This window comes from Streptomyces sp. NPDC005794 (assembly GCF_042871445.1).
Taxonomy (GTDB): Bacteria; Actinomycetota; Actinomycetes; order Streptomycetales; family Streptomycetaceae; genus Streptomyces.
In genome coordinates, this window is the sequence record NZ_JBIAIN010000008.1 from 143,938 (window position 1) to 159,670 (window position 15,733).

Genomic DNA, 15,733 nt, shown 5'->3' on the forward strand with positions numbered 1-15,733 from the left:
CCACAGACCAAGTCGAGCCGAGCCGAACCAAGGAGTGCCGTGGGCGTCAGCCTCAAGGACGTTGCGCAACGGGCGGGTGTGTCCATCAAGACCGTGTCGAACGTGGTGAACAACTATCAGCACGTCACACCCGCGATGCGCGCCAAGGTGCAACAGGCGATCGACGAGCTCGGCTACCGGCCGAACCTCACCGCCCGCCATCTGCGCAAGGGCCGCACCGGCATCATCGCCCTCGCCGTCCCCGAATTCGGCAACCCGTACTTCGCGGAACTCGCCGGAGCGGTCATCGACGCCGCCGCCCGGCACGACTACACCGTCCTGGTCGATCACACCGCCGGCCTCCGGGAGAAGGAACTCCTGGTCAGCCAGGGATTCCGCTCGCATGTGATCGACGGTCTCATCCTCAGTCCCATCCATCTGGAGACCGAGGACCTCATGGCGCGCACCGAGACGGCGCCCCTGGTCCTGCTGGGAGAACGCGAGTACGAGGCCCCGTACGACCACATCGCCATCGACAACGTGGCGGCGGCCCGCGCGGCCGTCCGTCACCTCATCGGCCAGGGAAACCGAAGGATCGCCTTCCTCGGCTCGCGTACCGGACGCGAACGCCAGCCCGCCCACCTGCGGTTGCGGGGCTGGCGCGAGGAACTCGCCGCCGCCGGGCTGACACCGGACGAATCCCTCGTCGTGGTCACCGACGGCTACGGCCGCGAGGACGGCGCCGCCGGAATGGCGGCACTCCTGGACCGGGGTGAGCGCCCCGACGCCGTCTTCGCCTACAACGACCTCATCGCCATCGGCGCGATGCGGACCATCGGCGAACGCGGACTGCGCGTCCCGGACGACATCGCCGTCGTCGGCTTCGACGACATCGAGGAGTGCCGCTACACCTCCACCACCCTCACCACCATCGCCCCGGACAAGGAGGCCATCGCCCGCCTCGCCGTCGACAGCCTCGTCGAACGGCTCTCGGGCGAAGCCGTCGCCGAACCGCGCAGGCCACGCCCCGGCTACCGCCTCGTCGTCCGCGAATCCACCACGCCCGGGCCCCGCTCCGGCCCCACAGAGGACCTCTGATGCCACGCCCCACCGTGCACAGCACCCCCTTCGGCTCCGTCCAGGGCACCCCGGTCCACCGGTGGACCCTCGACAGCGGTACCGGAGTCCAGGCCGACATACTCACCTACGGGGCCTCCCTGCACCGCCTCGACGTACCCGACACCACGGGTGCCACCGCCTCCGTCGTCCGGTCGCTCGCGACTCTCGACGACTACACGGCCAAGCATCCCTACTTCGGCGCCGTCGTCGGCCGTTACGCCAACCGCATCGCCCACGGCCGCTTCACACTGGACGGGGACGAGCACCACATCCCCGCCAACGACCGCGGCCACGCCCTGCACGGCGGCCCCGACGGCTTCCACACCAAGGTGTGGGACGCGAGTGCCGACCGCACCGACGACAGCGCGTCCGTCCGGCTCACCCTGCACAGCCCCGACGGTGACATGGGCTTCCCCGGTGCACTGGACAGCACAGTCGCGTACACCCTCGACACCACCGGCACGCTGGCCATCGAGTACGCCTGTACCACCGACCGGCCCACAGTCGTCAACCTCACCAACCACGCCTACTTCGACCTGGCCGGCCACGAGGACGTCCTCGGCCACCGCCTGGAGGTCGACGCCGACACCTATCTTCCGGTGGACGGTGCGGGCATCCCCCTCGGGCCCCCGGCCGAGGTCCGGGGCACCCCCTTCGACCTCACCGGTTCCCGCGTCCTCGGGGAACGGCTCGGCCACGACGACGAACAGCTGCGTGGCGCGGGCGGGTTCGACCACTGCTGGGTGCTGCGGGACGCCGGCGGAGGCCTGCGCCGCGCCGGACGCCTCACCGCACCCGGCGCCGCCCGCGTCCTGGAAATATGGACCACGGAACCCGGCATCCAGGTCTACACCGCCAACCAGCTCGACGGCTCCTTCACCGACGCCACCGGCCGCCGCCACGAACGGCACGGCTCGGTCTGCCTGGAGACGCAGCACCTGCCCGACTCACCCAACCGGCCGGACCTGCCCAGCACCGTGCTTCGCCCCGGCGACACCGCGCGCAGCCGCACCGAACTGCGCTTCACACACCTGCGGAATTAATCGGTTGCCGCCGGGCGCGGCAGACTGCTTCTGGTGACCGTCGTCACCCCGTGCCGGCACCAGGCAGGACGTACACCCGCAGGTTGCCCTGGCCCGGCGCTATGAGCGCCGTGGTGCGGCAGCTCCGTGAAGAGGGTGAGCCCTCGGCCGTGGAGAGGAATGCGGGACCGGGAGGGGGTGTTCAGGCGCACATGACCTACTTCGTCGATGTCACGGTGCGCGGCTACGAGCTCGACACCCAGGGCCACCTCAACCAGGCCGTCTATCTCCAGTACGCGGAACACGCCCGGTGGGAGCTTCTGCGGGAGGCGGGGCTGGCTCAGGAGAAGCTGCTGGCCCATGGAATCGGGCCGGTGCAGCTGGAGGTGACGGTGAAGTACCTGCGGGAACTGCGGGGAGGGGAGAGGCTGCGCGTCAGCTGCGAGCTCCTCCTCGGCGTGGGGAAGACCTTCGAGATCCGGCAGCAGATCCTCAAGGAGGACGGCACCGTGGCCGCGGAGATCCAGGGAGTGGGAGGCATCCTCGACCTGACGGCCCGCCGGCTGGTCGCTGATCCGGCCGGACGGTTCGCGTCACTGGCTGAGAAGCCTGAGCTCCTGGGCGTCAGGACGGGCTGACGGGCGGTTGCCCGACATCCGCCGGGTATCCGGGAGACACCCCCGGCCGGTCAGCGGACCGGTTCTCCCGCCGCCAGTCTCGCCGTCATCCGCGCGAGGCGGGCGGCCCTCACCTCAGGGGTCCTCGCCGTCATCAGCTGAAGGAGTACGAGGTAACGGTTGGCCCGGGTGAGCTGCTCGAAGCGCTCGCCGGCTCCGCGGTCCGCGGCCAGTGCGGCAGCCAGGTCGTCGGGCACGGTGGCTTCCCTCTGGGAGGGGTACGCCGCCGCCCATCTGCCGTCGGCCTGCGCCGCCCGGACCTCGGCCAGACCGGACTCCCGCATCCGGCCGGCTGCGGTCAGCGCCTCGACCTTGCCCACGTTGACGAGGGACCAGTTGCTGCCACGGCGGCGGGGCGAAATCCGCTGCAGGTAGAACACCTCGTCCAGGGACCTGCGCTGGCCGTCGATCCACCCGTGGCAGAGGACGACGTCGATGACCTCCGCGGCGGTGACCGAGGCGATGCCCGAGCCCTTCTTCGCGATCTTCAGCCACAGCCCCGTCCGCTCCGCGTGACGCCGCTCCAGCCAGGCCTCGAGCAGGTCGGCCCGTTCGAAGAGCAGCGGCTCCGGATCCGCTCGGCCGTCGCTCGCTTCCCGTTTCTGTGCCATCACTGTGCCCGTCCCTCTTCGGTGCCGACGTCCTGACGGCCACGCTAAGGGGTCCACAGGACAGGTTCTGTCCTGTACCCGGCGGACCCGGCGCGGCGTCGGCGGCACCGACCGGCGCGCGGTCACCCGTGAGGCGGCGGGGCCGTACTGGCCCGGACGACCAGCCGGGTCGGGACCAGGGTGGTCCCCCGCTCGGTCGTCTCGTTGCGGATCTGCCGCAGGACGCCGTCCACGCACTGCCGCCCTATCTCGGCGAAGTCCTGGTGGACGGTGGTCAGAGGCGGAAGGAAGGAGGCGGAGTCCGCGATGTCGTCGAACCCGACGACGCTGACGTCCTCCGGCACGCGTCTGCCCCGTTCCTGCAGGGCGCGCAGAACGCCCAGCGCCATCTGGTCGTTGGCCGCGAAGACCGCCGTGCATGCGGGGTCGGCGGCCAGGGCGAGGCCCGCTTCGTACCCTGAGGCAGCCGTCCAGTCACCGTCCACCGGCGGCGGGACGGGGCGTCCCGCTTCCTCCAGGGTCTGCCGCCAGGCGTGAGCGCGACGCTGGGCGGCGAACGACTCCGCCGGACCAGCCACATGTGCCACGGTGTGGTGCCCGAGGCCGAGCAGATGCCGCACCGCCGTCCTGGCACCTCCGGACTGGTCGGTGTCCACGACGCTGTAGCGGTCGCCGGCGTCGGAGTCGGCCACCACCACGTGCGTGTGCGGCGGGAGGGAGATGGCGGCGTCCAGGAGACGGACTTCCATGATCACGATGATGCCGTCCACGACCTGTTCGCCGAGCACGGTCACGGCCCCCCTGACCCCCGTGCTGGTGGGCGTCGCGACGGGGAGCAGGGTGATCGCGTAGCCCTCGTCCGCCGCGGAGGCGGAAATGGCCTCCAGCGTGCGGACGTTGCCCGTCGTGGCCAGGGTGAACAGGATGACGCCCAGAGTGCGGAACTTCCCGCTCTTGAGGGCGCGCGCGGCGCTGTTGGGGCGATAGTTCAGCTCCCTCATGGCCGTCAGGACACGTTCGCGTGTCTCCTCGGAAACCACCGTGTGTCCGTTGGAGACACGGGAGACCGTCTGGGAGGAGACTCCCGCCCGGCGCGCGACGTCGGCCATCGAAGCCTCCTTGCGAGGCGGCCGGTCCATGGCCTGTCCCTGTCCGTGCACTTCGTCCGCCTCCGTCGTGGTCGTGTGAGCCTTTCGCCGTAAGGGCACGCCGTTCTGGCCGCGGGGCCGTCTTCTCACCGCGCGCTATGAGGGTGTTCCGATCGGGGCCCACCCTGTCTCTGCTGCGCGTGTGGCTCGTATCGCGTGCGGACCGAGGGCTCGGGCCACCGGCATTTCTACCACTTCGGACGGGGTGTGCCGACACACGGGCACGCACGGAGGCGGACGCTCGGAGGTGCGGTGCGGATACTGAGTACCAACTCGTCCGCCCAGCGGGGAAACCGAGTCTTGACCATGAGGTGTGGGACGTGTAGACATCACTTCACCGATAAATGTTTACGTAAACATCAGTACAGGTGTTCACGTGGGCATCGGCCTCCTCAAGCACAGCGCCTCCACGATGTCCGGTGTCTCCATCCGGCCGGGGCCATGCTCAACGCCGGACCAACAGGAGTACCCATGACGGCCGTTACGCCGCTCACCACTGGACGCCGCCCACCAGCCGGAGGTGGCTCCCGCGCGCGTCGGAAACGGGTCGGGTGGCTCTTCGTAGGGCCGTTCATGGCCGTGTTCACCCTCGTGTTCCTCGCCCCCATAGCCTACTCGCTGTATCTGAGTTTCTTCCGGGACCAGTTGGTGGGCGGTACGTCGTTCGTCGGCCTGGACAACTTCCAGCGGGCGTTCGAGGACGAGCAGTTCTGGGCGGCAGTGGGCCGGGTGACTCTGTTCCTCGTGGTGCAGGTGCCCGTCATGCTTGGCCTCGCCCTGCTCATAGCCCTGGCGCTCGACAGCGGCAGGATCTACGGGAAGAGCTTCTTCCGGATCGCCGTCTTCCTGCCCTACGCCGTACCCGCCGTCGTCGCCTCGCTGATGTGGGGCTTCATCTACGGCACCCGCTTCGGACTGGTCGGGAACTTCAACGACGCCTTCGGCGTCACGCTGCCCGACCCGCTCTCGCCCTCCCTGATACTGGCCAGCATCGGCAACATCGTCACCTGGGAGTTCATCGGCTACAACATGCTGATCTTCTACTCCGCGCTGCGCGTCATCCCCAAGTCCCTCTACGAGGCGGCCGAGATCGACGGAGCGGGACAGTGGCGGATCATCACCGCGGTCAAGATTCCCGCGATCCGCGGGGCACTGGTGATCGCGACGATCTTCTCCGTGATCGGCAGCTTCCAGCTGTTCAACGAGCCGAGTATCCTGCAGGACCTGGCGCCCAACGCGATCACCACCTACTTCACGCCCAACTTCTACACCTTCACGCTGTCCTTCTCGGGCCGGCAGCAGAACTACGCGGCCACGGTCTCCCTCGTCATGGGCGTCGTCACAATGATCATCGCCTACGCGGTCCAGCTGCGCGGCATGCGAAAGGAGGCGTGAGCGATGAGCGCCCCTTCCTTCACCGCCGAGCAGACGCCCCGGCGAACCACCCACCGTGCCCCGGCAATCCGCCACGCCACGCGCCGGCCCCATTCGGCCGACCGGCCGCGCCGCAGCGTGCTGCTCACGGTGCTCATGGGCGTGACCGCGCTCTACGCGCTCATGCCGCTGGCGTGGCTCGTCATCAACGCCACCAAGACGCAGAGGGGCCTGCTCGGCTCCTTCGGCCTCTGGTTCAGCGGCGACTTCGCGCTCTGGGACAACATCTCGCAGACGCTCACCTACAACGACGGCATCTTCGTCCGCTGGTTCCTCAACACCCTGCTGTACGTCGTCGTGGGGGCGGGCGGGGCCACCTTCCTCGCGGTCCTCGGCGGTTACGGCCTCGCCAAGTTCGACTTCGCGGGCAAGCGCGCCGTCTTCGCCACCGTCATCGGCGCGGTGGCGGTGCCGGCGACCGCGCTTGCGGTCCCCACCTTCCTCATGTTCAGCAAGATGGGACTCACCAATACGCCGTGGGCCGTCATCATCCCGTCCCTGATCTCACCGTTCGGGCTCTACCTCATGTGGGTGTTCGCCGCCGAGGCCGTCCCCACCGAGCTGCTGGAAGCCGCCAGGATGGACGGCTCCGGCGAGCTGCGGACGTTCTTCCGCGTCGCCCTCCCGCTGCTCACCCCGGGCATCGTGACGGTTCTGCTGTTCACCATGGTGCAGACCTGGAACAACTACTTCCTGCCCCTCATCATGATCAAGAATCCGGACTGGTACCCGCTGACACTGGGGCTGAACGCCTGGAACGAGCAGGCTTCCACCGCCGGCGGCCAGCCGGTCTTCAACCTGGTCATCACGGGCTCACTGCTGACCATCGTGCCGCTGATCATCGCCTTCCTGCTGCTCCAGCGTTACTGGCAGTCCGGACTGGCGGCGGGCAGCGTCAAGGGGTGACCCGCTCCCCGGCCTCCCCGGCCACCGAATCTCCGTGCTCCGAGACCGGATCCCCCCGGGCCCCGGCAGGCGCGGCGTCCCACCCCTGTCCAGCCCCGCACCCCCGTGCGGACGTTCGACGGTTTCTGCACCACCCTGACCACAACGGAGTGAAGCAATTATGAGAACCATGACCAGACGCGCGATGCGTGGCGTCGGCCTGCTGTGCGCGGCCGCGCTGAGCCTCACCGCGTGCGGGTCTTCCGAGGATGCCGGTTCGTCGGACAAGACCGTGTCCGGAGGTGACCTCCGCGCAGCCCTCAAGGAGGGCGGCTCCATCACGGTGTGGGCGTGGGAACCGACGCTGAAGCAGGTGGTCAGCGACTTCCAGAAGGAGTACCCCAAGGTCAAGGTGAAGCTGGTCAACGCCGGTACGGGCAACGACCAGTACACCGCCCTGCAGAACGCCGTACAGGCCGGATCCGGGGTGCCGGACGTCGCGCAGGTCGAGTACTACGCCCTCGGCCAGTTCGCCCTCGGCGAGTCCCTCGAGGACCTGAGCCGTTACGGTGCCGGGGAGTTCAAGGACGACTACTCGCCGGGACCGTGGAACTCGGTCGCCGTCGACGAGGCCGTGTACGCCCTGCCCATGGACTCGGGCCCGATGGCGCTCTTCTACAACAAGAAGGTGCTGGACAAGTACCAGATCGCCACGCCCACCACCTGGGACGAGTACCTGGAGGCCGCGCGCGCCCTGCACGCCGCCGACCCCAAGGCCTACATCACCAACGACACCGGTGACGCCGGGTTCGCGACCAGCATGATCTGGCAGGCCGGCGGAACCCCCTTCAAGACCAGCGGCACCGATGTGACGGTCGACCTCGCCGCCGACAAGGGCGTCGTCGCCTTCACTGAGGTCTGGCAGAAGCTCCTCGACGAGAAGCTCCTGGCGCCCGTCACCTCCTGGAGCGACGAGTGGTACAAGGGCCTGGCGGACGGCACCATCGCCACCCTCGCCACCGGCGCCTGGATGCCCGCCAACTTCGTCTCCGGTGTCGAGTCGGCCTCGGGCGACTGGCGCGCGGCCGCGCTCCCGCAGTGGGAGAAGGGCGGTGAGGTCAGCTCCGAGAACGGCGGCAGCTCCCTCGCGGTGATGAAGGCGGGCAAGAACAAGGACCTGGCGTACGCGTTCAACGAGTACGCCAACCACTCGGAGGGCGTCCAGGCCCGCATCGAGGCCGGCGCCTTCCCCGCCACCACGGCAGACCTGTCCTCGCCGTCGTTCCTCGACACCACCTTCCCGTACTTCGGCGGCCAGAAGGCGAACGAGATCTTCGCCCGGTCCGCCAGCCAGGTGCCCGAGGACTGGTCCTACCTGCCCTTCCAGGTGTACGCGAACTCGATCTTCAACGACTCCGTCGGCAAGGCATACGTCTCCGACACCACGCTCGCCGACGGGCTGAAGGAATGGCAGAAAGCCTCCGTCGCCTACGGCAACGACCAGGGCTTCAACGTCAACAAGTGACGTCCTGCAGCTGAACAGGTACAGGGCGGTCGCCCGACGGGCGGCCGCCCTGTGCCGTACTCGCACCTCGTACGTATCCGAAAGGATCATCATGACCCCCGCATCCGAGCGCCACTGGCTGCGCCTCCCCTCCGACGACCGCCCGGCACGCTTCGCCTACGGCGCCGACTACAACCCGGAGCAGTGGCCGCGCGAGGTGTGGAAGGAAGACGTCCGGCTGATGCGCGAGGCCGGGGTCACCATCGTCTCCGTCGCCATCTTCTCCTGGGCGCGCCTGCAACCTGCCGAGGACCGGTGGGACTTCGCCTGGCTGGACGAGATTCTCGATCTGCTCCACGACAACGGGATCGCGGTGGACCTCGCCACCGCCACCGCCTCGCCGCCGCCCTGGCTCACCACCCTGCACCCGGAGATCCTGCCGGTCACCCGCACCGGTGAGACCCTCTCCCAAGGAGCGCGGCAGCACTGGCGGCCCACCTCACCCGTCTTCCGCAGGTATGCCCTGCGGCTGGTGGAGGCCATGGCCACCCGCTACGCGGACCATCCCGCCGTGGTCGCCTGGCACATCTCCAACGAGCTCGGCTGCCACAACATCTACGACTACTCCGACGACGCCGCCCAGGCCTTCCGCGACTGGCTGCGCGCCCGCTACGTCACGCTGGACGAGCTCAACCGGGCCTGGGCGACCTCCTTCTGGTCGCAGTACTACGGGGACTGGGAGCAGATTCAGCCGCCGCGACTGGCCGCGAGCCACGCCAACCCGACGCAGCAGCTCGACTTCAAGCGGTTCTCCTCCGACGCGCTGAAGGACTACCTCCGGGCCGAACGCGACGTCCTGCGCCGTATCACCCCCGAGATCCCCGCCACCACCAACTTCATGGTGATGGGGGACACCAAGGGCATGAACTACCCCGAGTGGGCGGAGGAGATCGACTTCGTCTCCAACGATCACTACGCCCACCCCGGCCCACAGCGCCTGGACGAACTCTCGTTCTCCGCCGCCCTCACGCACTCCATCGCCCAGGGCAGGCCCTGGTTCCTGATGGAGCACTCGACCAGCGCGGTCAACTGGCAGCCCGTCAACGTGGCCAAGAGCCCGGGCGAGCTCGCCCGTGACTCCCTGGTCCACGTCGCCCACGGGGCCGACGCGGTCTGCTTCTTCCAGTGGCGCCAGTCCGCCGCCGGTGCCGAGAAGCACCACTCCGCGATGGTGCCCCACGCCGGCCCGGACAGCGAGGTGTTCCGCGCGGTGACCGCACTCGGCCGGACGCTGGAGACGCTCACCCCGGTCACCGGCTCCGTACGGGAGCCGGCTCGTGCGGCACTGGTGTACGACTGGGAATCCTGGTGGGCCGTCGAACGCGACTCCCAGCCGTCCTCCCTGCTGCGCTACCGCCAAGAGGCGCTCGACTGGTACTCGGCCTTCCTGGCGCTGGGCGTCCGGGTGGACGTCGTCACCACGGCCACCGATCTCACCGGGTACGACTTCGTCGCGGCCCCCGTCCTGCACGTCGTGCCCCAGGCGCTCGCCGGCCGGCTGGACGCTTATGTGCGCGGTGGCGGCCACCTCGCGACCACCTACTACTCAGGTGTCGTCGACGAGAACGACCACGTCCACCTCGGCGGATACCCCGGTGCGCTGCGCGGTCTGCTGGGCATCCGCATCGAGGAGTTCGCCCCCCTGGAAGAGGGCGTGGAGGTACGACTCGACAACGGCCTGACCGGCACCCTGTGGACCGACCGGATCGACCTGACCGATCCCGAGGTCACGGTGCTGGCGAGCTACGGGACCGGGGACCTGGCAGGGCGACCCGCCATCACCCGGCGCGCCCTGGAGGACGGCGGTTCCGCCTCCTACGTCTCCACCCGGCTGGGCACCCACGGGCTGCCCGACGTGCTGCGGACCCTGCTGTCGGGCGCCGGTGTGCGGAGCGAACTGCCCGCCGATGCGCGGGGGCGGGTGGAGCTGACCGTACGGACCGACGGCTCCCACGCGTACTGGTTCCTCGTCAACCGTACGGACGAGCCCGTCGCGTTCGGCTCGGTGGCCGGAGAGATCCTCTCCGGCCCCTCGCCGACGGCCGAAGGCGGCCTGGTCCTTCCTTCGCGGGGAGTCGCGGTGCTCCGCCTGGCATCCGGGGCCACGCCCTTCCCCGCCGGTCAGCCCGGGCACGCCGTCGGCTAGCGGCTGTCACCCCGCGGGCCCCGGGCGACGGAACGTCCCCCGGGGCCCGCGGGCGATCCGTCAGGCGGAGGCCGTGAACCGATGGGTGCCCGACCGTACGGCGAAGACCGCGCACCCGTCGTCCTGCCGCAGGAAGGACGCGGAGCCCCGGCCGGCGCTGCGCCTGTCGCCGCCCGGTACCCACACCTCGGCGGTCGTGTTGGCGGGCAGTACGACCCGGAGCGCGAAGCCGTCCGCGTCCTTCTTCCAGCGCGTGGTGACCGGTCCGTACCGTGAGTCGAACCGTCCCTCGGCCTGCGTCACCCCGCCCCCCGGCCGCGGCCGCACGAGGACCTTCCGGAAGCCGGGGGCGCCGGGTGCGATGCCCGCGATGTTCGCGTACATCCACTCGCCGACCGAGCCGTACGCGTAGTGGTTGAAGGAGTTCATCCCGGCGTCCTGGAAGCTGCCGTCCGGCCGGATCGAGTCCCAGCGCTCCCACATCGTGGTGGCGCCGCGGTCGATCTGGTAGCCCCAGCTCGGAAAGGTCCTCTGCATGAGCAGCCGGTAGGCGACATCCGTGTGGCCGGTGTCCGTGAGCACGGGCAGCAGACGGGGGGTGCCGAGGAACCCCGTCGACAGATGCCAGCCCTTGGCCTCGATGAGCGCCACCAGCCGGTCCGCCGCCGGCCCGCGGTCTCCCTCCGCCAGCAGATCCATGGACAGGGCCAGCACGTAGGCCGTCTGCGTATCGCCCTTCACCCGCCCGCCGGCCGTGACGTACGCGGCGCGGAACGCGTCGCGTACCCGGCCGAAGAGCGTCCGGTACGGTGCCGGATCCTTGCCCAGGACCTCGGCGGTGCGGGCCACCAGATCGGCGCTGTGCGCGAAGTAGGCCGTGGCGATGACGTCCTTGGGCGTCTCCTCCTCGACGTTCAGCCAGTCCCCGAACCCGTCGGCGGGCCGCAGCAGCCCGGTGCTGTGCGCTTCCAGATACCTCAGCCAGCCGAGCATCGAGGACCAGGACTGCTCCAGGACCCGTACATCGCCGTACGCCTGGTACAGGGCCCACGGCACGGTCACCCCGGCGTCACCCCAGCCCGCCGCGCCGTTGCCGACGTCCGGCAGGTCAGGGGCGACATGGGTGAAGGCGCCCTCCGGGGTCTGCGCGTCGCGCAGGTCCTGCAGCCATTTGGTGAGGAAGCGCGCGGACTCCATCATGTACGTGGCGGTGGGCGCGAAGACATTGATGTCACCGGTCCAGCCGAGACGCTCGTCGCGTGCCGGTGTGTCCGTCGGAATGGACAGGAAGTTCCCGCGCTGCCCCCAGGCGATGTTGCTGTGGAGCTGGTTCAGCATGGGCACATCGGTCGTGAAGTCCATGGTGAACGGTGCCGAGGTGTGGATGACACGGCCCACGATCGCGTCGCGTCCCGGCGTGCCGGGATATCCCGTCACCTCGACGTAGCGGAAACCGTGGAACGTGAAGCGGGGCTCGTAGGTCTCCCGGCCACCCCCCCTGAGCGTGTACGTGTCCGTGGCGCGGGCGGTGCGCAGGTTGGCCGTGTAGATCGTGCCGTCCGGGTTCAGAACCTCGGCATGCCGCAGCCGCACCGTCGTCCCGGCCGGACCGGACACCGTGAGACGTGCGGCGCCCACCATGTTCTGGCCGAGGTCGAACACGAACACACCGGGCTTCGGCTCGGTCACCTCACGGACGGTCAGCTCACGCTCGACACGGCAGGCGCCGTCCACTTCCGCCACGAGCGCAGCCGTGACCCCGTCGACGCGGTCGGCCGCGAGCCAGCCGGACGCGTCGAAACCCGCGCGTGTCCATCCTTCGGTCTCCCGCCGGGCGTCGTAGTCCTCGCCCGCCACGAGGTCCGCCCCGGTGACCGGCCCGGCCGCGGTGAGCCAGTCGGCCCCGGACACCACGCGGTCGGTCGAGCCGTCGGTGTAGGTCACCTCCAACTGGGCCAGGGCGGCGGGCTGTTCGCCGTACTGATGCGGCCCGAACCAGGCGATGTTCCCCGCGTACCACCCCGTCGCCAGCGTGATTCCGAGCGCGTTGTCGCCGGGCTCCAGCAGCCCCGTCACGTCGTAGGTCTGGTACTGGACCCGCTGGTTGTAGTCCGTCCAGCCCGGGGCGAGCCGGTCCTCACCGACGCGCTCGCCGTTGAGGGACACCTCGTACAGGCCGAGGGCCGTCGAGTAGAGACGGGCCCGTGCGACGCGTTTGCCGCCCAGCCGGAACTCCCGGCGCAGCTGGGTCGCGGGGGAGTACGCCACCCGCACCTGTCCCCAGGGGCCGGAGCCCCAGCGGGCGAGGACCTTGGCGGCCGGCCAGGCGGTGTCGTCGTAGCTGACGGAATGCCAGTCTCCGGACGGCTCCGCGTCGGTGGCCCGCCAGCCGGCGTCGGTGGCGACCGTGGTCGTTCCGTCCGCGGTGGTCAGCTCCAGCGCTCCGAGAAGCCCGGCAGGCCCTGAGGCGGCGTTCGTCGCCGACACGGCGATCACCTGGACGCCGGGGGAGAGGCGGGCCGTCACATCCACGAGGACGGGACGCTTCCAGTTCTGGGCGGGGCCGTCCGCCTCCGTGTGTGCCACCTCCGTGCCGTTCACCCGCGCGGTGAACCCGTCATCGGCGCTCATGACCAGACGGGCGCGGGTGACACCTTCCGGAACCTCCACCCTGCCGCGGAACCACCGTGTGGCCGCCGGTGCCTCGACAGCGGGGTCCCCTTCGGGGAACCAGATCCACGAGGCGTCGTCCAGAGCGGGAGCGCCGGTCAGCGCCGCCGACGCGGCGATCCACTCGGCGGACCAGTCCGAGGCCTCCAGGAGCCCGGTCTCCCACCAGGACGGTTCGCTCCACGCGGACGCCCGGCCGTCCGCGTCCCAGACCCGTACGGACCAGAAGTAGCGTGTGCGGGACGCCGGTTCGGGGCCCGCGTACGGAACCAGTACGGACTGCGCGGACTCGACCCTGCCGCTGTCCCAGACGTCGGGCTTCCCGAGGCGGTCGGGGGCGGTGGCCACGCGCACCTGGTAGGCGGTCTGGCTCAGGCCCGGACCGTCCGACGCGACGGGCCAGCTCAGTCGTGGACGTGGGGTGTCCAGGCCCAGTGGATGGCGTACGTACTCGACGGTCGGCTCGGTGACCCGGGCCCGGCCGGCGGCCGCCTGCCCCGGACCGGACGCACCGGCGGCGGGTGCGGACACCGCGGCGAGCGCGGCGGTGGCTGCGGTGGTGCTGAGCAGTCGTCTTCTGCTGATCACAACGCGGCTCCGTAACGATGCAGAGGGTGAATCGTTTCAGTTGGTGTGAAGCTAGAGTTGTGACCAGTCCCTGTCAAGGATTCTTTCGTGATGATGCCATTTCTGGCTTGATGGTTGAAAGTCTGCTGCATGTGGCATTGACGCTCTCGCCGGGGCGGGTCTATCTTCCCTTGCGGGAGAAGTTGAAACCTTTCACGCGATCGGCCGAATGGGCCTGCCCCGGTACCGATTGTTGCGCTGTCCGGCTGACGTGGCTCAGGCCCGCCGGGGATATGGACGAAAGGTCAGGTGTTCACACTTCGCGGGCCTGACGGGTCCGCGAACCGCTCCTCCATCCCAAGGGAGAACGCATGCGCCTGCGCGCCCGCTGGGCACCAGCCGCTCTACTGCTGATCACGCCCCTGATCGGCACCACCACGGCGACGGCCGACACCGGCGAGACTCTTGTGCCGGTGCAGAGGTCGGCCCGGGCCGTGCCCGGTCAGTACATCGTCACTCTCTCCCCCGAGCAGAAGCCTTCCGCCATGGCCGGGCGGCTCGGGGTCACCACCCTCTTCACGTACAGCAAGGTCCTGCACGGTTTCGCCGCCTCGCTCACGGCCGCGCAGCTCGAGCAGGTGCGCGGTGCGGTGGGCGTCCAGGCCGTGGAGGAGAACAGTGAGGCCTCCGTCTCGCCCCCGCCCGCCAGTACTGCGGCAGGGAACCGGGCGGTGGCCGGGAGTTGGGGGCAGGACCGCATCGACCAGCGGAATCTGCCGCTGGACGGCACGTACGACGTGGACGGCACGGGGCAGGGTGTGACCGCGTACATCCTCGACACCGGCATCGAAAGCGCGCACAGTGAATTCGGCGGCCGGGTGGGCGCCGGGTACGACGCGATCGGCGACGGCCGCAACGGTGAGGACTGCAACGGCCACGGCACGCACGTGGCCGGGACCGTGGCCGGTGCGACGTACGGTGTGGCCCCCGCCGCCTCTCTCGTGCCGGTTCGCGTGCTCAACTGCCAGGGCTCGGGTACCTGGGCCGGGATCATCGCCGGTCTCGACTGGATCGCCCAGAACGCCGAGCAGCCGGCCGTGGTCAACGCCTCGCTCGGCGGTCCCGCGTCCTCGGCCGTCGACGACGCGTTCGACGCGCTCGCGGCGCAGGGCACGCTGCCCGTGGTCGCGGCGGGCAACGAGAACCAGGACGCCTGTGACGTGTCCCCGGCGCGTGCCGACGGCGTGCTCGCCGTGGGCGCCAGTGACGACCAGGACCGGCAGGCGACGTTCAGCAACTGGGGTACCTGCGTGTGGCTGTACGCACCGGGCGTGGACATCGTGTCCGCGAACCTCGGCGGCGGTTCCACGACGCTGAGCGGCACGTCCATGGCCAGTCCGCACGTCGCGGGTGCCGCGGCTCTGTACAAGGAGCAGAACCCCGACGCGGCGCCGCAGGAGGTCTCCGACTGGCTCGCCGCGGAGGCGACCCCGGGCGTCCTGACGGGTCTGGGCTCCGGCTCTCCCGACAAGCTCCTCCACACCGGCGGTCTCTGACCTCCGGCCAGCCCGACCGGAGCGGGGTCCGCGTCCTGCGGGCCCCGCTCGTCGTCGCGCCGTGGAGCAGGCGCTTGCGAGCGGCTCATCCGGCTGCTCTCGGCCTCCAAGGTCTTCCAGGGGCATCCGGATCTCGCACGTGGACATCGTCGGCCCGACGTACAGCGGGATCATGGTCCAGACGAATCGCCTGGGAGGGCAGCCAGCAGTCCCGTCCACCTTCGACATCAACATGAATCCGTAAGGGGGCGCGGCGGGGTGTTTCCCGGGTTCCGGAACGGTCCCCAGAGGCACCCTGCCCCTGCGTAACGTCTTGCAGTCAGAAGTCTGTCTCTTGCGCGCACACCGCTGGACG

General features: G+C 69.8%; 11 protein-coding genes. 8 read left to right on the forward strand and 3 right to left on the reverse strand.

From position 1 onward, the window contains the following. Positions 1-39 precede the first annotated feature (39 nt). The 3 genes from ACFYQ5_RS15225 (at position 40) to ACFYQ5_RS15235 (ending at position 2,758) form a co-directional block, all read left to right on the forward strand. On the forward strand, positions 40-1,077 hold the full coding sequence (locus ACFYQ5_RS15225) for a LacI family DNA-binding transcriptional regulator (protein ID WP_389197728.1): 1,038 nt from the start codon (positions 40-42) through the stop codon (positions 1,075-1,077). Then, on the forward strand, positions 1,077-2,141 hold the full coding sequence (locus ACFYQ5_RS15230) for an aldose epimerase family protein (RefSeq protein ID WP_389197730.1): 1,065 nt from the start codon (positions 1,077-1,079) through the stop codon (positions 2,139-2,141). Before ACFYQ5_RS15225 ends, ACFYQ5_RS15230 begins: the two co-directional genes overlap by 1 nt. A 191-nt stretch (positions 2,142-2,332) precedes the next feature. Continuing rightward, entirely contained in the window at positions 2,333-2,758 is a 426-nt protein-coding gene (locus ACFYQ5_RS15235; protein ID WP_389197732.1) for an acyl-CoA thioesterase, read from the forward strand. A gap of 50 nt (positions 2,759-2,808) precedes the next feature. Here ACFYQ5_RS15235 and ACFYQ5_RS15240 read toward each other — a convergent pair whose 3' ends face one another. Then, positions 2,809-3,408 carry a YdeI family protein gene (locus ACFYQ5_RS15240; protein WP_389197733.1) on the reverse strand — a complete coding sequence of 200 codons (600 nt, stop codon included), beginning with the start codon at positions 3,406-3,408 and terminating at the stop codon, positions 2,809-2,811. Between the two features lie 122 nt (positions 3,409-3,530). Further along, the gene (locus ACFYQ5_RS15245; protein ID WP_389197735.1) at positions 3,531-4,517 is read right to left on the reverse strand and encodes a LacI family DNA-binding transcriptional regulator; all 987 of its coding nucleotides are present in this window, start codon (positions 4,515-4,517) and stop codon (positions 3,531-3,533) included. Positions 4,518-5,027: 510 nt separating this feature from the next. On the opposite strand from ACFYQ5_RS15245, the gene ACFYQ5_RS15250 reads away from it, so the two are divergent. The 4 genes from ACFYQ5_RS15250 (at position 5,028) to ACFYQ5_RS15265 (ending at position 10,585) form a co-directional block, all read left to right on the forward strand. Continuing rightward, the gene (locus tag ACFYQ5_RS15250; protein WP_389197737.1) at positions 5,028-5,951 is read left to right on the forward strand and encodes a carbohydrate ABC transporter permease; all 924 of its coding nucleotides are present in this window, start codon (positions 5,028-5,030) and stop codon (positions 5,949-5,951) included. 3 nt (positions 5,952-5,954) lie between these two features. Continuing rightward, positions 5,955-6,896 carry a carbohydrate ABC transporter permease gene (locus ACFYQ5_RS15255; RefSeq protein WP_389197739.1) on the forward strand — a complete coding sequence of 314 codons (942 nt, stop codon included), beginning with the start codon at positions 5,955-5,957 and terminating at the stop codon, positions 6,894-6,896. 160 nt (positions 6,897-7,056) lie between these two features. After that, entirely contained in the window at positions 7,057-8,400 is a 1,344-nt protein-coding gene (locus ACFYQ5_RS15260; RefSeq protein ID WP_389197741.1) for an ABC transporter substrate-binding protein, read from the forward strand. 91 nt (positions 8,401-8,491) lie between these two features. Beyond that, on the forward strand, positions 8,492-10,585 hold the full coding sequence (locus tag ACFYQ5_RS15265; protein ID WP_389197743.1) for a beta-galactosidase: 2,094 nt from the start codon (positions 8,492-8,494) through the stop codon (positions 10,583-10,585). A gap of 60 nt (positions 10,586-10,645) precedes the next feature. Here ACFYQ5_RS15265 and ACFYQ5_RS15270 read toward each other — a convergent pair whose 3' ends face one another. Continuing rightward, positions 10,646-13,843 carry an alpha-L-rhamnosidase gene (locus ACFYQ5_RS15270; protein WP_389197745.1) on the reverse strand — a complete coding sequence of 1,066 codons (3,198 nt, stop codon included), beginning with the start codon at positions 13,841-13,843 and terminating at the stop codon, positions 10,646-10,648. A 350-nt stretch (positions 13,844-14,193) separates the two neighbouring features. On the opposite strand from ACFYQ5_RS15270, the gene ACFYQ5_RS15275 reads away from it, so the two are divergent. After that, positions 14,194-15,378, forward strand: a complete 1,185-nt coding sequence (locus tag ACFYQ5_RS15275) for a S8 family serine peptidase (protein ID WP_389197747.1) — start codon at positions 14,194-14,196, stop codon at positions 15,376-15,378. Positions 15,379-15,733: the final 355 nt, after the last annotated feature.